The sequence below is a fragment of the Anaerofustis stercorihominis DSM 17244 genome (assembly GCF_000154825.1).
Lineage (GTDB): Bacteria > Bacillota > Clostridia > Eubacteriales > Anaerofustaceae > Anaerofustis > Anaerofustis stercorihominis.
In genome coordinates this window covers 133,802-154,920 of sequence record NZ_DS560018.1, presented here as the reverse complement: position 1 = coordinate 154,920, position 21,119 = coordinate 133,802, and the positions used below count along the sequence as shown (strand labels likewise).

Sequence of the window (21,119 nt, the reverse complement as noted above, 5' to 3'; positions counted from 1 at the left end):
TTTAGCATGTAATACTACTTCATCTTGTATAATCTTACTTTTGGGTATATAATGAATATATAGACAATTAGGATTTAAAGGGAATAGAAAATAAAGAAAAAAGGAATTTTGTTGTTATTCATCATTTTTTCGATATTATCGATAAGTACCTTCGCTTTTGCAGCGGAAAGTACAGAAGATGTAAGCAGTCCAGAGGACTTTACATATGTTGAAAATAGTGACGGGACCGTTGGGATAACCGAGTATCACGGGACATCCTTGAATGTCGTTATACCGGACACTTATAACGGAAAAAATGTAACTGTAGTTGCACAGGATACATTTTCGAATAAGAAAGATATCGAAAGCGTGGTATGGTCGAATAATGTTGACTGTGTCGACGGTTTTATGTTTGAAAATTGCATAAATTTGAAAAAGGTCGTACTTACACCGAGTGTCAATAATATATATACAGGGGCATTCAAAAATTGTACGAGCCTTGCGGATATAACTATCCCCGAAGGGCTTGTAAGTATTTATCCTCAGGCATTCTTTAAATGCACTACTTTAGAAAATATAAAGTTTCCTAATACTTTGTCGGAAATAAAAGATAATGCTTTTGCGGGGTGTTGGAAGCTAAAAGCACCGGATTTCGGAGAAAACTTATCATATATAGGTAAAGAAGCATTTGCATCGTGTTACGAATTTATAGATGTTAAACTACCTGATACGGTAATGGAGATAAGTGACAGTGCTTTTTTATCTTGTAATCAATTAAAAAGTATAAATATACCAATCGAATTAGAAATATTAGGGAAAGGAGTCTTTTTTAATACACGAATTGATAATATAATCATTCCTGAAAGTTGTAAATACTTTACACTTAAAGATAATATATTATTCAGTAAAGATATGAAAAATTTGGAGTTGGCACCTAGAAATATTTCTGGAGACTATGAAATTCCCCAAAGTGTAAGCGTTATAAAAGAAAGTTCTTTTGATGCCTGCTATAACTTAACAGGAATAAAGATACCAAGTAATGTATATAAAATAGAAAGTAACGCTTTTCACGCATGTAGTGGTTTAAAAACTTTGGATTTTTCAGGAGCTTCCGTAGATTTAGATTATGGCTGTTTTTACGGTTGTAATACATTAAATAATATTCTGGGCAGTGAAAATATTAAAACTTTGGGTGGATGTGCTTTTATGAACTGTATGAAAGTAACTGATTTTAATTTCGGAGATGCTTTAACTAAAATTGGTTATGAAGCTTTTAGGAATTGTTATGGTATAAAAGAGTTTGTGATTCCTAAAAATGTTACATCAATTGCAATTAACAGTTTTGAAGGATTGAAAGAGGGCAGTAAGATATATAATAAATCCTCAGCGGTTTTAAAATCAAGTGACACATTAACTACATACTCCATGCTATCCATTTCATTAAATGACGAAAAAAGAGGAAGTGCGGATATCGATAGAAGTGTGGCTGAGGGAATAATCGTAAAGTATAATTCCGAGGAATATATAAAGTGCGGAAGTGATATACCGCTTTTATTAAAATCAAATGATGGATACATAATTAGCGGTGTTGCGTACAGCATTAATAATGTTCCTAAGCCTTATATATTAAAAATGCCGTACAAATCTATTGATTTAAAAGTAGTTTTTTCCGAATGTACAAATCATGAATATTATGATTTGGAAATCATAAATGCTGCGACGTGTACCGAAGATGGTGAAAAAAAAGTCTCTTGTACGATTTGTAACGGGAAATATAACATGTCTATACCTAAACTGGGACATGATTATTCTACTGAATTCACAATAGATAAAGAACCTACATGTACTGTTCCGGGTGAGAAATCAAGACATTGTACGAGATGTGATGTCAAGACAGAAATCACAACGGTAGAGCCTTTAGGTCATGATTATTCAGCTGACTTTAAAGTAGATAAAGAACCGACATGTACTGTAGAGGGGGAAAAATCAAAATACTGCACAAGATGTAATGAAAGAGGTGAAGTGACGTCGATCCCTGCACTTGGTCACGATTATCCTACTGACTTCAAAGTAGATAAAGAACCGACATGTACTGTAAAGGGCGAAAAATCTAAACACTGTACAAGATGCGATGAAAGAAGTGAAATAACTTCCGTATCCGCATTGGGTCATAATTACTCCAAGGATTATACAATAGATAAAGAGGCTACATGTGTTGAAGAAGGGATTAAATCAAGGCACTGTACAAGATGTGATGCATATACGGATCAAATCAAAATAACCGCCACCGGGAACCATAAATATAACAGCGGGGTCATCACTACACCTTCGACATGTTCGAAAAAAGGAGTCAAAACTTATACATGTTCGGTATGTAAAAGAACAAAGACCGAAGAAATAGATACGACACCTCATGATTATGCCAAATACGAAGTCATAAATCCGACTTGTACAAGCAAGGGATATACTAAGTATAAGTGTAGAAACTGCGATAATATCAAGTATGATAATTATACCGATATGATTCCTCACAAATATGTTTTTAATCAAATTTTGTATTATCCTACTTGTACCGAAGACGGGGAAAGGTTATTTAACTGTTCAGAGTGTGGGACTGCAGGTTATCAAGATATCCCTGCATATGGACATGATTATGTGCTCTTTACAACCATAAAGCCTACGATATATCAGGAGGGGTTCGGTACTTATATTTGTAAACATGATGCAAGACATAGATTTGATTATGTCATACCTAAATTAAAAGCAGTTTCTCTTGTAAGATTAAATGCAGGAAGTAAGACTCTTGCTATGTGTGGAAGCTATTATCTTAAAGCAAGCGTTTATCCCGGCAATGCCGCTAATAAAAGCGTGAGCTGGAAGAGTTCCAATACGAAAGTCGCAACGGTAAATACTTCCGGAAAAGTGTACTTCAAGTCTCCTGGAAAAGCTTACATTTATGCGACCGCAAAAGATGGGAGCGGAAAGTCTGCAAAAGCGACCGTAAAGGTACTTCCTAAGAAAGTTGTAAAAATAAAACTATCTTCAAGTAAGAAGAAAGTTACGGTATCCATTGCAAAGGCAGGCGGAGCAAAGCACTATGAAATCTACCGTTCAACGAAGAAGAACAAAGGGTTTAAGAAGATAAAGAAAACTGCTTCGAGAAAGTATGTCAATAAGAAGCTTAAATCAAAGAAAACATATTATTATAAAGTCAGGGCAGTATATGGAAGTTATGCGGGAAGTTTCAGCAAAGTTTATAAAGTCAAAGTAAAATAGAATAATAAAAAAAACACCCTAAAGGGTGTTTTTTGTTTGTTTGATTTTGATTTGATTTAAATGTTACAGGGATAGGAGGTTTCGGGGCGCGGAATCTCGCGAAGCGAGGCGTAGTGCCCCGAAGCGGGGATATTTAAGATTACAAATTTCTTGAATATTTATATATCCCTTCTATTGCCTGCATATTATTATCCGTTTGGACACAGCCAAGCTTGTTTTTAGGTTTAAAGCTGCCGTGGAAGTCGCTTCCGCATGTATAAAACAGTCCGTTATCAATGGCATATTTCCTGTACATTTCGCTTTGTTTTTTCGTGTGTGAAGTGTAGTAGGCTTCTACACCTTTTATGCCATACACCTTCAGTTCATCAAGGATATGTGTTTCTTCTTTTATATCCACTCCCGGATGAGCTATGACGGGAACTCCTCCCGCATTTATTATCACTTTTATCAGATGTTCGCTTGAAGGCATATACGTCGGAGCATATAATTCTTTTCCCACTCCGAAGGCTTCTCTTGAAAGGGTGATTATGCTGTCGATATCATTTGTAAGACCGTGTACCAGTCTATGATCCCTGTTTTCTTCTTCGATTAGTATCGCATGGATATAAGCCGAAAGGAGAGGTATATCTCCCGTAGCGTAGTCGAATACTTCTTTTTCTTCTATTTTAAGCCCTTTGCTTCTTATTAAATCTATTTGTTTTTTTACTCCTTCTTTTCTGCCTTTCCATATCTTTGCTATTTCTTCATTAAGAGCAGCGTCTTTTATATCTATCCCATATCCAAGCATATGAAGGAGTTTTCCCTTATGGGAAACGAATATTTCCGCTGCGGGAATGACCGCTATATCCTTGTCTTTTGCATAATCGAGAGCATTCTGTACGTTATCTATGCTTTCATGGTCTGCAATGGCTATGTATTTAAGGTCTTCTTTTATTGACATATCTATTATGTCGCTGACGCTTACTTCTCCGTCCGAGCTGGCATTTGAATGAATGTGCAAATCTACTTTCATATTATCTCACCCCTTAAATGTGTTTGTGTCTTATCTGTTATTTTAACGTTCACTATCTGGTTAAATATATCTTTATCGCTTTTTACTTCAACGTATATGTAGTTTTCGCTGTAGCCTTCGTATATATTGTCTTCAAGTTTCTTTTCGATAAGGACTTTTTCTTTTTTCCCTATCATGTTATTGAGAAAGTCTTCTCTTTTATTTTCCATTACATCTTTAAGTTCTTTTGCCCTTTTTGTTTTTACTTCTTTTGGGATTTGATTTTCCATTTCGCTCGCGGGAGTCCCGTGCTTTGGAGAATAAGGGAAAATATGGACGTACGAAAAGCCGACTTTATCCGTAAAGTCTTTTGTTACTTCAAAATCTTCGTCTGTTTCATTTGGGAAGCCTACTATTATATCCGTGGTTATTCCCGGATTATCAAAGTATGTTCTTACCCTCTTTACTATTTCCATATATTCCTTTGTTGTATATTTTCTGTTCATTTCCTTTAAAGTCTTATCGCAGCCGCTTTGGAGAGATATATGAAAATGAGGACAGAAAGATTTAAGTTCACTGAGTCTTTTTAGGAATGTATCCGTAAGCAGTTTAGGCTCAAGGGAGCCTAGCCTTATCCTGTCTATTTTATTTTCCTTATCAATAAGTTCCAGCAGGTCTATTAAATTCTCTCCCGTATCCGCTTTATACGAGGCTACGTGGATACCCGTTATCACGACTTCTCTGTATCCCTTTTTGCTTAAAGCGTCGATTTGCGAGAGTACCTTTTCCACACTCGCATTCTTAAGTATACCTCTGGCATAAGGGATTATGCAGTAGGTACAAAACATATTACAGCCGTCCTGCACCTTTATGAATGCTCTGCTTTTTCCGTCGTATGTGGTGATACCGGCTTTATCGAATTCCCTGCTGTCTTCTTCCAGATTATATACTTTATTTTGTTTTGCTTTGAATTCGTTTATGTAGTCGATTATTTTTTCTCTTTTATGTGTACCGCAGACTATATCCGCACTGTCCACTTTCTTTGCTTCTTCGAAATTACTTTCCGCAAAGCAGCCGGTAAGGACCGTTACCGCATTTTCATTCTGCTTTTTGAGTCTCCTTACTATCTGTTTGCTTTTTCTCTCGCTTTCGTTTGTTACCGCACAGGTATTTATAACATAAACATCGGCCTTTTCGGCTGGGTCAACTATTTCGTATCCGTTAGTTTTAAATAATTCGATCATCGTCTGGGTGTCGTAGCTGTTTACTCTGCACCCCAGTGTATAAAACGCTGCTTTCAATTATTTTCTCCTTTTTTGCTTTTCTGTTTTACATTATAACATAAAATATTTTTAAACTTTAATTTGTGTTTTAAATAATATGTTTTTTATAGGAATTATTTGATTATTTTTAAATTTCGTTATAATATTTAGATAAAGGATAGAATGATTGGGGAGATGTTATAATGCAAATATTAAAAAAAGTTAAAGTTATTTTAATTATGATGCTAATATCTTTTATGATATTTGGATTCGATTCATTGGTTACAGTCAATGCAAGTGAAAATATTTCGAAAGATTATAGTGTAGCATCTAATAATGAAAAATCTGATATGCAAAATCAAGTTCCGGAAGAAAGCTTTACAGGGCTTGAAAAACAAAGCGATGGTTCATGGATTTATATTCAAAATGGTGTGTTTAAAGAGAATTTTAGCGGTCTTGTAAAACATACCGACGGCAAATATTATTATGTAAAAAACGGTAAGGTGGATTTTGGAAAAACTGGTATTGTAAAGCATACCAACGGAAACTGGCATTATGTAAAAAAAGGAATAATGCAGCCGAAATATAGCGGTCTTTCAAAACATACCAATAAGAAATATTATTATGTAAAAAACGGAAAAGTACAGTTTTATAAGTCTGGCTTGGTTAAACATACCAATAAAAAATATTATTACATTGAGGCCGGAGTAAAAAAGTCAAATTATAACGGAATTGCTAAACTTGGAACAAAATATTATAAAGTAAAAAAAGGTAAAAAAGTCGGACGCGGAAAATCAGCCGGTAAATTAACAAAAAAAGAATTGAAACTGGCGGCAACTACTACTGCAAGAGGAATTGCCGCTTGTGCAAAAAGATACAGTCCGAATAAATGGAAACAAGTAGAATATGCTAGCCAAAAAGTATATAAATATTGTAAAAAAAGTAAATACACATCAAAGGGAAGTGCCTATAGGGAAGCTTATGGACCTTTTGTAAAAAAACAATATACTTGTGCGGGTTCGACCCGAGCATTAGGGCTTGTTCTTGATTATTTAAAAGTACCATGGTCTCATGCTAATGAAAATAAATGGACACATCAATGGTGCAAGATAAAGATTGGCGGTAAAAAAGGATGGGCTGACGGTATGATAGGATTATCCGGTAAAGGTAAACACGCTTTTATATAGAATAAATGCAATTTGAAATAATAGAGCGCCTTTTGCTCTATTATTTTTATTTATTATATCATAAAATGACCTTGATTGTAATATATATTAATCACTTGTGTGTTACAAATGTAATATGTAATAGAAAAATATGATTACAAAAGTGTAGAAATATGTTGATTATTTGGATATTAGTGATATAATGAAATTAATCAATAAACGAATATGAAGGAGAAAAAAATGAGCAAAATGAAAAGAGCGGTTTTATACGACCCTGAAGACCTAAGAATCGAAGAAGCGGAAATCCCCGTACCGGGACCGGGCGATGTTGTAATCAAGAACGAAATATCTCTTACATGCGGGACTGACGTTAAGAGTTACAAGAGAGGTTATCCTCTTATGACACCTCCTTTCCCACTCGGTCACGAAGCAAGCGGTAAAGTTTATGCGGTAGGAGAAGGCGTAACAAAGTTTAAAGTAGGGGACAGAGTGGTATCTCATAACTCAGCACCATGCCATGAATGTTACTACTGTAAAAAAGGTCTTCACTCAATGTGTGAAGATTTGATAATCAACAACAGTAAAAACGGTGCTTTCGCACAGTATCAGCTTATACCTGCAAGGATAGTAAAACAAAATATGTTCCATATCCCCGATGATATGAGCTATAAACAAGCGGCACTCCTTGAACCATTCTCATGTGCAGTATACGGTACTGCAAATGTTCCTGTGGAACAAGGGGATTATGTAGTGGTAAACGGCTGCGGTCCTATAGGACTTATGTTCATAAGACTTCTTTATTTAAAGGGAGCGAGAGTTATCGCCTCCGATATGAGTGAAACCAGACTTGAAACGGCTAAGAAGCTTGGTGCATTCGATATAGTGGATATCAGCAAAGTGGACGACCAAATCGAGGCTGTAAAGGCTCTTACACCTGAAGGAAGAGGAGTTGACGTTGCTGTTGAAGCTACGGGTCTTGCAAAAGTTTGGGAACTTACGATACAAATGGCTAGACCGGGCGGATTTGTCCTTTGCTTCGGCGGAACAAAAGCCGGTGATACCGTTACTGTAGATACAAAATTACTTCACTACAGTCAAATCACGATAAAAGGTGTTTTCCATACTACACCTCTATATGTAAACCAAGCATTTGAACTATTAAAAATGCATGCCATAGATGAAAAAGACTTCGTTCAAAACGAATATAAACTTGATGATGTTGAAAAGGCTCTTATCGAGCATTCAAAAGGCGGAGTTATCAAAAACTTCATTACATATAATTAAAGCCTATTTGTTTCTTTTAAAAGACCTCGGGAATAACCGAGGTCTTTTTCTTATATTTGTTTTTTATATGAGAACATTCTTTCCAGTTCCTTGAGGGATTTTTTATGATGAGTATAAACTGTCTGGTAAGTCATGGACAAGTCTTCCGAAATTTTTGTCCATGATTCATAACTCAGGTAATGTTTTTTCATTATCAGCTTATCAAGTTCGTTTTCAAGGCTGTCTATCAAATCGCAAACGTCCAATTTGTGCTTATATAAAGTGTTGACTTCGTTTATCAGTCTTTCTCGATATATAAACAGGTTTATGATCTGGTCCTTATTCGTAAATTCTTTTTGGTTTTTATTTGTATTTTCGCAAAATAAAAATGGGGAAAGCCTATCAATATACATCTCGCATTCTTCGAGCTGATTTCTGGTGAAACTGATTTTTTCATTCATTAGATAAGGTTTTGATAGTTCTTTCTTTATATTCATGGTTTTCCTCCTTAATTTTGTATGGGTACGTATAACTAAAATTCAAATAAAAAGAACTTAGATTAAATCCTATTTAAACTTAAGTAAGTCCCGAAAAATTTAGTAAAATTTTCTAGAATATGGTAGCATATTTATAACCTAAAAATATATAAAGTTTAGAAAAAAAATGAATTTTGTCAATTTTTGTTTAAACTTTTATTAAAAAAATATTTGTTATTGTGAAATTATTTTTAAATAATATATTCATTTTGAAGTAAAGATTTTGTTTATGTGGATTGCGGTTTGAATAAGGCGGTGAGGATTATTATTTTTTAAAGTATCCAATCATATTTTTAAAAAGGATTTGGACAGTTAAGTATTAAGCGGGTTATTAAAGTGCGCAGTTTAAAGACAGATTGACTTGGCAGATGATGATAAGTATTATAAAGGAGTAGATAAGCTTGGAAATACTTGGCATTTAAAAAAAATTAGAAGACGGAAGTCAGATGTGGAGTGAGAGCATAAGCGGAAAACTAAATGATGGTGGAATTAATAAGTCTCCTCGAAATTGGGATCCTGAAACAGGTTATAAAAAAAATCTACCATTAAGAAGAAATAGAAAAAGAGGTAAGTAAAAATGAATACTTTTGAAATATATACTCAGATGTTTTATGCATTAAACGATGAATGGCATAATAATCATAATGAAGCGTTGGAAAATTATTTGGGTTTGCTAAATCCGTTTGCAAGAGATGAAGTGGATTCTTCCGACCCGTCATTATATTTTACCTTTAAAATGGCATATAGGGATTACGGAAACGATAAGGATTATGGATATTACTTTGTTAAGGAATTTTTAAAAAGATTTGGGAAACCATTTTTAATAAATGCGTTTAATAATATGGAAAAGGAAAATTGGATAGGATTTTTCGAAGATTATTTGAATGAAGAACATAAAGGGAGTGATATACCCGAGCATAGCATAAACAATATGCTGAAAAAAGAAAGCGAGATGAACAGTTTTGAAATGTTTGTTTTGATGTATTATTTTGTGGATTATATGACGATGGGCAGATACGACGATATTATTCTTGATTATTTGGGCGATTGTAATCCATATTTATTTTTGGATAACGGTTCTGCGGATCCCGCTGTATATAGTGATTTTAAAAAAGCATATGAAGGTTGTAAAGATAAGGGGCGGTTTGGATATAATGTGGTAATGTCATATGCTAATGATATAGAAGAATATTATCAAAATGACATAAAGCCTGTAATAAAGAGTATAAAAGAAGAAGACTGGATATACTGGGCTATAGATTATCTTTCTTTTCCGCATAAGGGAATGGAACTTACTTTAAATGATTTTAAAGAGGAAATCAATGAATAGCTTATGTAAGTTATATTGTCAGGCAGATAATATGGGAAAATATATTAAATGAAAACGCGGATACATGGGTAAAACACATTAAAATCAATGAGGGTTGATATTAAATATCCAAAATATAGACATAAATAGGAAATGTTTTATAAAAAAAGACCCGCCGAAAGGCGGGTCTTTAGTTTTGTTTTATTTTAGATTAAAATACTTTCTTTCTTGCTTTATCTTCCTGTACGAGTCTTAAAACTTCGCCGAAACGCTGAAAATGAACTACTTCTCTTTCTCTTAAAAATCTTAGAGTATTTTTAAGGAGAGGATCGTCTGTCATTTTGATAAGATTTTCGTAAGTTATCCTTGCTTTTTGTTCTGCGTCCATATCTTCATACATATCCACTTCGGCGTCTCCCTTTGAGCCGATATATGCAGCTGTCCAAGGAACACCGTCTACATTCAAATAGAATGGATTGCAGCCGTGTTCGATATTATAACCCGCAAGACCGCTTTCGATAAGTTCGTCTTTTGTTGCACCTTCTACAAGCTTAGAGAATATCGTGCCTATCATTTCAAGATGTCCAAGTTCTTCGCTTCCTATATCGGTTAGTATAGCTGTACCTTCTTTTAAAGGCATGTTAAATCTTTGAGTAAGATATCTCAGTGATGCACCGAGTTCTCCGTCCGGTCCGCCGTATTGAGTTAGGACATTTTTAGCCATTTTTAAGTCTTTTCCCGATACTTCAACGGGATGTTGTAACATTTTTTTATAAACCCACATTATTTATCTTCCTCCCAATCCATATTTTGAGCGGCCCAAGGACCTTCTATATAGTGCCAAAATCCGGTTGATATACCTGTGTTATCGATAGGATTGTTAAATTTTTCATAAGCTTCGTTAGCTTCTTTGAGCTTCTTTGAATATTCGTTGTGTCTGTCTAAAACCACGGTATCGTTTGGATGAGTATCCAAGTATAATGCGGTATCCTGTGTTGCAAAAGTATACATTTTTATATCGTGATAAATTTCCTGCATGGTTCTGTTGTCTACTGCATTGTTGTTATCTTCGATGTTATCGTTGATATTGCCGTCAGTAGGACCCGAACATCCGCATCCCATATTTATTTGCATATTACGTCACTCCCTTTTACATTTCCTTCAAATGGTGAATATAAAGCTTCAAACATTGTTCCGTGTCTCATTAGTCCTTCATGTGCAGAGTACATATCCGTATTCATTTGAAACGGTACGTATGCATTTGCTACCTTTGGAACTAAAGGCATGTATGGAACTAATGGTTTATAATTATTTGCCAATTAAATAAGCCTCCCTTGTTAGATTCTTTTCACTAATAATATATTCAAAAATCTAAAAAGGGTTACTGTTGGGTAAAAAAGTATAAAGATGGAGAAAAGTAAAATATGAGGTAAAATGATGTTATTTTATGTAAGTAAAAAATAAAATCAAGCTATTTATAGCGTTATTAAAATATTTATATCGAAGGTAAGTTTTATTGATCATATTATGAATGTTTTGTTTGTTAGGTCTTTTAAAAGGCTTTGATAAGAGAAAAATCTTAAATATAAGAATAAAGGGGTCGGTAAAATAAAAGATAAAAACTTTTTCTCGGGGAAATCTTGTTTAAAAAAGTATTTTCTGCTTTTTGTTAAGGTCGGGAGAAGAAGGCTTCGGTAATATACCAAGTTTAAGTTAGCGGTTTTATAAATAGCAGATATAAAGTCGGAGGATAACATGCGAGAGGATTTTTGTTATAAAGGGTATCGGTAATTATGATTTTTTGTATTAATTTTATTCTCTGCGTTTAGTTTATTATATGAAACGGGAAATAAAATAAGCTTTGGGGTAATCATATACTTATGAAATCATCATAAATCATAAATGATTTAAAATAAATATATCCGATACATATCGTTTACTTTGGTAGGTAAAGGGGATATTAATACTTAGAAATCCCTTTGTATAGATATATACTTCTAACATGCAGCACCGGTCGGAGGCGGAGAAAAAAAAGAAAATCACATGGGTTTTAAATTTTTATTCAGCCTTTCTATAATCCATGATAACCTTTTTTCTTTTCCCATATCTGTTTTTGCATCGAGATATGCACGGGTGTATGTTTTCTTTACGGACTTTGACATGTTCATAAAATTTATATATGCGGTTTCGTGGTCTTTTAATAGAGAAGAAAGGAATTCTATCTCTTCCTCGGTAATAGACGGAGCTTTCTTAGCTTCCCACTGTCCGTTTTTCTTTGCTTCTTCTATTTTCTTTCTTCCATAGTCGGTCATCAGTCCTTGTTTTTCGAGTTTTTCCGTAAGCTTTTTATTCTTTTCCGACCACTTGCTTTTTTCTCTTCTGCGAGAAAAATATTTTTTATAGGTCTTTTTGTCTATGCTTTTCATCTGTGAGTCTATCCACCCCCAGCAAAGGGCTTCCTCCAGTGCCTCAAAGGCTTTTATGGTTTTGGGATCGCCCGATTTACCGAATAACAGCCAAACTCCCATATCCGACATATGGTTGATGCTCAGCCATTTCCTGAATTCTTCTCTGTTTGAAAATTTAAGTATCTCACTCATTGTTTTTTCCTTGTACTATCCTTTCTGCTTCAAAGGCTTTTATGGTTTTGTGCTATCCTGACTTGTTAAATAACAGCCAACCGTTGTCACCAAAAAACAGTTTACGCTCTGCTATTTTTCGAATTTCTTACCGTTTGTAAGTTTAAGTATCTCACTCATTGTTTTCCCTTTCTTTCATGATTTTTTTAATCAAGGGGTAGCATGTATTTTATTCAATTTTAATATCCCTGTAAGGAAATGTCAAAAGTATTTGGTTTTTATATTTTAAAGGAAATCTGATATATAAAAGCTTTGGTTTTGTTTATTATAAAAATATCTTTTGTATTTTTTACTTGCATCTAAATATACGTATCCTTCTTATCAAATATCTAAAGACGGTATTATTTATATATTTGATTTAAAAGATGTAAATAAAAAAAGTAAACAAATAAAAATAAAATATTAACATGGCAGATAGAGTCAAAAAAGGTAATATATGGATATAGATAATGTTTGCAATAAATGTATAATAGTTATATAATTATATATATAATGTCGTTTTAATATAAAATTGTAACCATATACCAGCGGGGGAGGTATTTTTATGAAAGGTGTAAAAAAATCATTATCTTTATTTTTGTGTTTTTTCCTGATGATAGGCTATACGACGCCTATTTTTGCTGAGGAAAATATCGGCGGGAACATAAATGACTTGAAAAATAATACCGAGGTATCACAACAAGAAAATGTGACTTCGGAAAATGAAGGCTCAAAAGAAGAAGAGAAAGCCGATATGAAATCGGAAGAGGCAGATAAGAATGTCACGGAAGAGAAGAGCGGTGAAGAAAAGAGCGTTAAAAAACAAAAAAATATAAAAAGTACGGCGGATGTTTCTCAGAGTGCAAAAGTCGTTTTAAAATATTGGTACGACGAGGATAAAAGCAGTGCTTCTTCTTTGACCATGGCAGGTGGAAGTGGATATTTCGATAAAGGCAAGATTACTTTGGATACTTCAAAGAAAATAATAAACTTTGAAATAGAAAAGTATGCGGGGCTTAATTACAGTAATGAGCTATGCGAAGTGACCGATTTCTCGAATATTGAAATAAGCTTTCAAAATGCTATGGGAGTATTCGTTGTGGAACATACGTCCAATACGTTTTCCATACCTGTTGAATATCTAAATCAAAACAGGGATTCCTATGACAACATAAGGCTGGTGGATTCTAAGAGTTTTACCGGGTTTATCATGTCTGCTGCCATAGATGTGGGAGAAGAAAGTTCGAAGAGCGTTGATTATACTAAATATGCGGGTACATATAAAGATGACAAAGGCAACAAAATAGTGATAAATAATGACGGAAGGGCAGTCATTGACGGTACTCAGGCGGATAACAATCATATAGACCTTGAATTTTTGATAAAAGAAAACAAGCTTAGCCTTACAAGCTTAAAGATATATACATATACGGACAATATATCATTCGATTATGACGATACGAACAAGACCTTAAGCTACGACAGAATAACAAGCAACGGCGGAGCGGGGAAAAATGTACCTCAGTTTGTATACGACAGTAAAAATGCTCCGCTTAAAAAAGCTCAGGGAATAAAGGTATCTTCTCAAAACGGGGATTTTTATACCATATCCGAAGCGGTAAATGCGGCGAACAGAGGGGATACAATATCAATACCCGAAGAAACCTACGCAGAAACCATAACCTTAGATAAAAACATCACGCTTAAGGGAAGCGGAGAAGTGAACGCAAAAGTTAAGGGAAGAGCATTTATAAGCGAGAGCGTCACCATAGATGGTGTGGATTTTGAATACGAAAGCAGCAATGAAGAGGACAGAGGAGTCATAATCATTTCGGATAATGACGGTATAACTGTTGATATAAAAAATTCCGCTTTGACACAAAAGCGGGAGATAAAGGCATAGATACGGTCTTTATTGGTAATCTCAAAGATATCACTCTTAATATGGAAAATTGTGAGATTAGGAGTATCGGGGACGGTTCTCATGGGATAACTTTTGAAGCCGACCATTCCGCTTTGAATTTGAATAAGTGCAGTATAAGTGCCGACGATACTTTTTCATGTGCGGTGGCGGTGATGAAAGGCTACAATGACGTAAACATAAAAAATTGTGATATATCATCAAAAAAATACCATGCGGTAAGCCTTTTTGATACCAACAATACTCTTACCTTGGATAAATCGAATATCAAAGGCTATGGGGCAGTCGTTCTGTCTGCTTCAGACGGTTCGGGAAAAATCGCAGCCAAGAATACGGTGATAAACGTTAAAAACGGCAGCGTCCTTACGGGGATAAAAAATGCCGACGGGAAAGATTTCGGAGTAATATGTTCTAAGTTCGATAAAGACGGGGGAGATACGGCTGCCGCCGATAATGTCAAGATAACCGTAAGCGATAGCACCGTAAAAGCGGTGGACGCAAATGCTCCGGACGCGGGAAAAGAACATCTTATAATGCTAAACGGAAAGAACAACGAAATATATATCTTAAATTCTTCATTGCTTACAGGGGAGGGGGATTATATAAAAGCGGGTAGTATAAAAGACCCCGACAGTATTAAATTGAGCGATAATTACTGGGGAAGCGGAAATCCTGATTTTGCGGGCAAGATAGAAATAGCGAACCTGCAAAATCCCGATGTAGGCGGATATTACGTAGATGAAAATTTGAATATAAAATCTACGGATATAAATTCTATAAAGCTAAATAAAAATAAACTCACCCTAAAAGAGGGGGGAAGTGAAAAGCTTGAATACACTGTAGACGCAAATCAAGGGGCAGATTACAGTGTATCATTCGAAAGTTCTGATGAAAATATCGTAGGTGTGGACAGCGACGGCAATGTACTAGGGCTAAAAGAAGGGACCGCGAAGGTGACTGTCTGTGCTCTCAGCAATATAGATAACGATAGTAAATAAGCTTCATGCGAAGTGAGCGTCGTAAAAGACGACGGGAAATCGGTTCCGGAAATTTCGGGAAGCAGTTTGTATGCCAACGGCAACGATATAACTATAAGGCAGAAAGCCGGTTCCGACACCGGAGTAAGCATATACTACAATGACGGAAACGACAGCATAACATATGATAGAAACAATCTTACCGTTTACGGAGACGATAAAAATCACAGCGTGAAAAAAGCGTCGGTTTGTATGTACAGCGGTACGGTAAGCAAGATAGTAGGGCTTAATTCCACGGGAAACGATGCGGATGTAGATATAAACATATTGGGCGGAACGGTTTCTTCCGAGCTTAGAGGCGCATGGATACAGTATGCGGATAAAGATAAAGGACCCCTTAGTGTGGGCAACATTAATATAAAAGTAAGCGGAGGACAGATAGGCTCGGTTTATGCAATTCAGGGACAGGGAGAAAACAGAGAAATAACCGCAAAGAGCGTTAATGTCGACGTTAGGTATGCGGGGGTACTTACAAACGGTCAGTACGGGATATATAACGGAGGCATCGTTAAAGGCGACCTTACGCTGAATTTCTTAGGCTGTGCAATGAAGCCTACCAATTATCCTAAGATATACGGGATTTACAATCAAACCAATTCAAATAATAAATCTCAGTATGTGGGAGGAAATCTATCCGTAAACGTAAATAACTGTACGGGAATGGAAAATGCGGAGATTTACGGAGCAAGCGATCATGCTGATATAAACAATATGAGCGTTAATGTTACCAATACGGACGTAGCTAAGATATACGGAGGAATGAAGTACGTAAATGTAATCAATAATTCCGCAGTAAACGTAGTAAATACAAAATCTTCTATGATGAACGTCAGCGGAGAATGTATACTTGCAAACGGCGAATACAACTTCTTTAAAAAGGGAAGTTTGAACCTAAGGGGTAATATAACCTTCGGCGGATATGTTTACGGCGGCGGACAAGGGGGAACCGTCGACTATTACAGCGGGATGAAAGAAGAGAAGGGAAAAGTATATTTTATCTCCTCATCGGGGGCAAAAGACGAGATTTCCAAGATAGGTAATTTCGATAATATAGATATAAATATAGACGGACCGACCTTTGAAAACTTGGTGGTATTCGGAAGCGGAGGATACACAAGCGTAGGAAATATTAAAGGAGAAGTCAAAAATGCAAACTTTAACACCGGAGTCAATATAGGTTCTCAAAACGGATATACGAAGAAAATCGATGTGGATTTTTCGGATAATGTTTACTGCAGTGAAGAAGTCGCTTTCCTATGGAGAGGATTTTATGACGACGTTGATTTTGATATGTCAAAGACCTGCAATGTAAAAACATTGTACGTAGGTTCCGACTATCCTCCTAACGGTGACGCGGTCATAAGGAATAATATAAATGTGAATATCGAAAAGGGAGCTAAGGTTTACGACCCTGTTTTCGGACCTTATATAGACAAGGCGAAAAATGTAAATATCAATGCTTCGGGAACGGTATTCTCATTGAAAGACATACCTTTAAACAGCAGTGAAAATAAGAAATCTTACAATGTAAATAAAGACAGCATCTGGAAGTTATATGCGGGAATGAAGATAGACGAGGGGGTAAGCCTTAATGCAGAGGGAAAAGTCTATATAAATGAGAGACTGGATCTGGACGGGACTTTGACCGCTTCTAAAGATGTGGTAAATATCGAAGAAAGCGATAATGATTTAAAGACCATATTCGATATATCTTCCGATGGGATAGTTATGATAAAAAAGGCTGACTTAACGGGAATAAATAAAGAGGGACTTAGCCTTAACGATATGGGTAAGCTCCCTGTTATGAGTATTTCTACGGATACATATAACGGAAGCGTTTTCGGTCTTGATGAAGGTGAACTTCCGAATGGATACAGCGTTATATATTCGAATAAGGCGAGCACCGATCCGAAGGATTACTCATTGGATATAATGAAATTCAGAGATGTGGGTAAACATAACGTTTATTATATGCTCATGAACAAAAACGGCATAAGGGCGTTTAAAGTTTCGAGAGTGGACATCTTATCTGATATCGAAGAAGTATCTTTAAGCGGAGGAAAAGTTACTTATCTTTATGACATATATAGCGGTGATGTGACGGTAAAAGGAATAAAGGGAAGCTTTACTTCAAAGGGGGATCTGCCGATGAACGTGAATGTGGAATCTGTGGGAAGCAGGAGGATAACGAAGATAGGCAGAGAGGCATTTTATAAATGTTCGAGTTTGAGCGGTGTGGTACTTCCGTCTTCCGTAAGAGAAATCGAAGATTATGCATTCTTCGACTGCACCAAACTAAACGGTATATATATCCCTTCAAGCGTAAAAGTCATTGGGGAAAATGTCTTCGGAAATAAATCCTCAAGCTTTACCATCTATTCCTCGTCGGGTTCGTACGCCGAAAGCTATGCAAAAGAAAACGGATATAAGTTTGTGATATGTACGAAGCCTGTAATCACGGTAAATGCAGTATCAAGCACTTATTACAAAAATCAGTCTGCCAAGGCTTTGAGCGTAAAAGCCACAGGCGGGGATTTGAAATATCAGTGGTACAGCAATACCAAGAATTCACTTAGCGGTGCAAAAGCAATAAAAGGGGCTGTTTCTGCTTCTTATAAACCTTCCACGAATAAAGAAGGTACGACATATTACTTTGTAAAAGTACAAAATTACCTGGGAAATATTACCGGTAAAATAGCAAAAATCAGCGTAAAGCCGAATATAGCGTCGGCTAAGATAAGCGGTATCAAAACGAAAGTGTATACCGGAAAGAAGATAGGTCAAAAGCCTGTGATAAAGATAGGTAAAAAGACACTTAAGCTGAATAAGGACTATAAATTGAGCTATCGTGACAATCTAAAAGCGGGAAAGGCTTATGTTACGATTACCGGGATAAATACTTATGCGGGAAGCGTTAAAAAAGGATTTATAATAAAGCCTAAGAAAGGGACTATTTCAAAGGCTTCGACCAAGTCGAAATCCGTGACGCTTACGATAAAATCTCAAAAGAGTTCCGGAGTTTTAAAATATCATGTGGCTTATAAAGTAAAGGACAGCAACACCTATTACAAATATGTGACGACCGAGGATTTGAAATATACCATTAAGAAGCTTAAAAAGAATAAGATCTATTCATTCAGAGTAAGGGGAAGGATAGATGTGGGAAGCAAGGTATATTACGGAGATTGGAGCAAGATAAAAAATGTCAAGGTAAAATAAAAGGACGCTTAATGCGTCCTTTTTATTTATAGATTTACTGCCGTCCCGCTAGTTTCATCAGTCATCAGACGATGGTCTGTTATCGTCCATCTGCCTTCTTTAAAACTGTACTTCATCTTTGCACTTTCTTTGGTTTTGAAAGTGTCGTATACCAGTTTCTTTCCTCCAACACTTACGTAATCGGTAAACTCTCGTTCAAAGTAACAGTTTGCACCGATAAAGCTGTGAATTACTTTTATATCCGACAATTTGAATTCTCTGTTGATATCTTTCCCTTTGTTCTTTTCCTTATTTTCTGCCGTTAACATATTTGAAGGGGGAGTTTCTGTAGTCAGGGATATATCGTAAGAGTTTGTTTTGCCTTTATTTTCGTATGAAGAATATATAATGTCGGTAAGGGCAAGAGACGGTATCATAGAGAAAAGAAAGTAAACAGCTATCAGCATACAAACCGCACCTATGATTATATTGTTCCTTTTCATTTTTCTGTCTCCTTATATATACTTCCTTTCTTACTATCATTATATTTTTTTACATTTTTTATACAATATACTTTGGTTAGTCTTTACTAAAGTTTTACATCTATTTTACAAATGAAGGTATAATAGTTTCGCCCTAAAGGGCGACCCATTTTTGTCCGAAGCCACAAAAATGGGGAAAAAAGGCTTCCGCTCAATCGCCGCGGAATCTTTTAACGCGGTCGGATTTTCTAAAAATCTCTTCCCGAGATTTTTGAAACGACCGCTACCCCGACCCAATAAATAAAGATTTTATATTTTATTACCTTTAATAGAGTGTAAAAGTTTTATTTATAGAGGAAAAGCCGAAGGTTTTTAGATATATTTAATTGGGGGATTAAAAGATAAGTAATGACATCAATTTTTATATTTCCACTAAAGCAGTGGTCGTTTAGAGAAATTGCGGGAAGAAATTAAAAGTATCTTGTAAATATTATAAAAAATACGCTTGAATTTGCTATAAGTCTAAGGAACGGACGTATTTTATAAATAAAAATATTTGTTTCTTCGAGATATTAATCAGTAAAAGCCTTATTAGGGATTATTGAAAAGACTGTTATACTGCCGCAAAATATAAAAATGTGTGGGATAGCTTCTCTTCTAAGGAACGCGGGCGATATTAATCGATAATCCACAAATATCTATAAAGCGAAATTGTTCATGTTGTTTATTCCTCTATTGACCGAACATATTTTATAGATAAAAATATGTTTGTTTTTTTGAAGTATAAATCAGTTGAAATCTTATTCGAATTTTGAAATGACCGCTATCCCAACCTTTCACATAAAAGGTTTATCGTTTGTTAAAGTTAATGACTCTTTTGGGTAATATGCGGGTGAATAACTTAGGTAAGTTTAATATCACTCCCACGAGGGCTTAGGCACTACGAAGTGAAAGGATTTGACTTTTTTCCCATTTGAAAAACGGGACGGATTTTTAATCCGGATATACTTTGGAATATTAAACTACAGGATTTTTTAGTTTGTTGTGCAGGGGATTTGCATCAGCAAGATTTGCGAGTTTTATTAAGTTGTTTTTTTTCTTCATAAAAAAAACTTCACAGGGGCCATAGGGAACTGAGTCCCTTAACTGTATTGACAAAGAGGGTTTTTAGGTTCATAATTTATTTTATGATTACAAATATAAATTAGGTTTTAGGAGGAGAAATGAAAACTGATATTACAAGAGACGAAGCATTTGAGCTATTTAAGAAATATAACAAAGAGGCTTTTCATATAAGACATGCAATAACGTTGGAAAAGGTTTTGATGTGGTATGCAAATAAGCTGGGGTATGAGGGTGAGAGAGAGTACTGGGGAATAGTCGGTCTCCTTCACGATATAGACTTTGAGCTTTATCCCGATGAACACTGTAAAAAGGCAGTAGATCTGCTGAAAGAGGGCGGAGTGAACGAAAGCGTCATACGTTCGGTATGCTCTCACGGTTATGGGATATGTTCAGATATAAAGCCCGAGCATGAAATGGAGAAGGTGCTTTTTGCAGTCGATGAACTTACGGGACTTATAAATGCGGCGGCATTGATGAGACCGTCGAAGAGCACGAAAGATATGGAGCTTAAGAGCCTTAAAAAGAAATTCAAAAGCAAAGGGTTTGCGGCTGGGTGCGACAGGGACATAATCAAAAGGGGAGCGGAAATGCTTGGAATGGAACTTAATGATTTACTTAAAGATACTTTGGAAGCAATGAAAGACTGTGAAGATGAAATTGATGAAATGATGATAGGGTATGAGGGGTAGGGATATTTATTTGATTGGATATATATGCGGGGTATAAAATAAATATATCATTTTAATTATACTTTTGATGTATTTGATTTTTAGCGGTATGTATTTTAAGATAGATTTAAGAAGTTATTACTTGATAAGTGATGATTTTAACGGTATATAAAATCAAAAAGGAACTAAAAAACAGTAAATTTAAATGGGAATAATGTTTTTTTATCGGATACGGTCAAGGTGTTTTTATTTGATTTTGGGAGTTTATATGATAGGCTGTATATCAAA

At 35.4% G+C, this 21,119-nt stretch carries 16 protein-coding genes; 8 read left to right on the top strand and 8 right to left on the bottom strand.

What is annotated here, in order from left to right; translation table 11 throughout:
- Window positions 1–111: 111 nt before the first annotated feature.
- On the top strand, window positions 112–3,255 hold the full coding sequence (locus tag ANASTE_RS11330) for a leucine-rich repeat protein (protein WP_007049786.1): 3,144 nt from the start codon (window positions 112–114) through the stop codon (window positions 3,253–3,255).
- A 139-nt stretch (window positions 3,256–3,394) separates the two neighbouring features.
- Here the strand turns inward: ANASTE_RS11330 and ANASTE_RS04530 are convergent, their stop codons facing one another.
- Both ANASTE_RS04530 and mtaB read right to left on the bottom strand, forming a co-directional pair.
- The gene (locus ANASTE_RS04530; RefSeq protein ID WP_007049785.1) at window positions 3,395–4,267 is read right to left on the bottom strand and encodes a PHP domain-containing protein; all 873 of its coding nucleotides are present in this window, start codon (window positions 4,265–4,267) and stop codon (window positions 3,395–3,397) included.
- A complete protein-coding gene (gene mtaB, locus ANASTE_RS04525; protein ID WP_039945050.1) occupies window positions 4,264–5,547 on the bottom strand; it encodes a tRNA (N(6)-L-threonylcarbamoyladenosine(37)-C(2))-methylthiotransferase MtaB in 1,284 nt (427 codons plus the stop codon). The genes ANASTE_RS04530 and mtaB overlap by 4 nt, the downstream gene beginning before the upstream one ends.
- A 164-nt stretch (window positions 5,548–5,711) precedes the next feature.
- On the opposite strand from mtaB, the gene ANASTE_RS11325 reads away from it, so the two are divergent.
- Window positions 5,712–6,695, top strand: coding sequence for a hypothetical protein (locus ANASTE_RS11325; protein WP_007049783.1), 984 nt, complete (start codon window positions 5,712–5,714; stop codon window positions 6,693–6,695).
- A 228-nt stretch (window positions 6,696–6,923) separates the two neighbouring features.
- A complete protein-coding gene (locus tag ANASTE_RS04515) occupies window positions 6,924–7,958 on the top strand; it encodes an alcohol dehydrogenase catalytic domain-containing protein (RefSeq protein ID WP_039945097.1) in 1,035 nt (344 codons plus the stop codon).
- Between the two features lie 50 nt (window positions 7,959–8,008).
- On the opposite strand, the gene ANASTE_RS04510 is transcribed toward ANASTE_RS04515, so the two are convergent.
- Window positions 8,009–8,434 (bottom strand): hypothetical protein, encoded by a 426-nt coding sequence (locus ANASTE_RS04510; protein ID WP_007049781.1) that lies wholly within the window; start codon window positions 8,432–8,434, stop codon window positions 8,009–8,011.
- Window positions 8,435–9,050: 616 nt separating this feature from the next.
- Between ANASTE_RS04510 and ANASTE_RS04505 the strand changes: the two genes are divergently transcribed.
- The gene (locus ANASTE_RS04505) at window positions 9,051–9,803 is read left to right on the top strand and encodes a hypothetical protein (RefSeq protein ID WP_007049779.1); all 753 of its coding nucleotides are present in this window, start codon (window positions 9,051–9,053) and stop codon (window positions 9,801–9,803) included.
- Between the two features lie 190 nt (window positions 9,804–9,993).
- Here the strand turns inward: ANASTE_RS04505 and ANASTE_RS04500 are convergent, their stop codons facing one another.
- The 4 genes from ANASTE_RS04500 to ANASTE_RS04485 all read right to left on the bottom strand — a co-directional run bounded on the left by ANASTE_RS04500 (window position 9,994) and on the right by ANASTE_RS04485 (window position 12,382).
- Window positions 9,994–10,566 carry a manganese catalase family protein gene (locus tag ANASTE_RS04500; RefSeq protein WP_007049778.1) on the bottom strand — a complete coding sequence of 191 codons (573 nt, stop codon included), beginning with the start codon at window positions 10,564–10,566 and terminating at the stop codon, window positions 9,994–9,996.
- A complete protein-coding gene (locus ANASTE_RS04495) occupies window positions 10,566–10,916 on the bottom strand; it encodes a spore coat protein CotJB (protein ID WP_007049777.1) in 351 nt (116 codons plus the stop codon). The genes ANASTE_RS04500 and ANASTE_RS04495 overlap by 1 nt, the downstream gene beginning before the upstream one ends.
- Window positions 10,907–11,068 (bottom strand): spore coat associated protein CotJA, encoded by a 162-nt coding sequence (locus ANASTE_RS04490; RefSeq protein WP_007049776.1) that lies wholly within the window; start codon window positions 11,066–11,068, stop codon window positions 10,907–10,909. Before ANASTE_RS04490 ends, ANASTE_RS04495 begins: the two co-directional genes overlap by 10 nt.
- Before the next feature lie 753 nt (window positions 11,069–11,821).
- Entirely contained in the window at window positions 11,822–12,382 is a 561-nt protein-coding gene (locus tag ANASTE_RS04485) for a YdeI/OmpD-associated family protein (protein ID WP_007049774.1), read from the bottom strand.
- A gap of 583 nt (window positions 12,383–12,965) precedes the next feature.
- On the opposite strand from ANASTE_RS04485, the gene ANASTE_RS04480 reads away from it, so the two are divergent.
- The 3 genes from ANASTE_RS04480 to ANASTE_RS04470 are packed head-to-tail and all read left to right on the top strand — an operon-like array spanning window position 12,966 to window position 18,577.
- Window positions 12,966–14,303 carry a hypothetical protein gene (locus tag ANASTE_RS04480; RefSeq protein ID WP_007049772.1) on the top strand — a complete coding sequence of 446 codons (1,338 nt, stop codon included), beginning with the start codon at window positions 12,966–12,968 and terminating at the stop codon, window positions 14,301–14,303.
- Window positions 14,304–14,344: 41 nt separating this feature from the next.
- On the top strand, window positions 14,345–15,319 hold the full coding sequence (locus ANASTE_RS04475) for an Ig-like domain-containing protein (protein WP_007049771.1): 975 nt from the start codon (window positions 14,345–14,347) through the stop codon (window positions 15,317–15,319).
- A 12-nt stretch (window positions 15,320–15,331) separates the two neighbouring features.
- Window positions 15,332–18,577, top strand: a complete 3,246-nt coding sequence (locus ANASTE_RS04470) for a fibronectin type III domain-containing protein (protein WP_007049770.1) — start codon at window positions 15,332–15,334, stop codon at window positions 18,575–18,577.
- 26 nt (window positions 18,578–18,603) lie between these two features.
- On the opposite strand, the gene ANASTE_RS04465 is transcribed toward ANASTE_RS04470, so the two are convergent.
- Window positions 18,604–19,059, bottom strand: coding sequence for a hypothetical protein (locus tag ANASTE_RS04465; RefSeq protein WP_007049769.1), 456 nt, complete (start codon window positions 19,057–19,059; stop codon window positions 18,604–18,606).
- Between the two features lie 1,202 nt (window positions 19,060–20,261).
- On the opposite strand from ANASTE_RS04465, the gene ANASTE_RS04460 reads away from it, so the two are divergent.
- Window positions 20,262–20,852, top strand: a complete 591-nt coding sequence (locus ANASTE_RS04460) for a hypothetical protein (protein ID WP_007049767.1) — start codon at window positions 20,262–20,264, stop codon at window positions 20,850–20,852.
- Window positions 20,853–21,119: the final 267 nt, after the last annotated feature.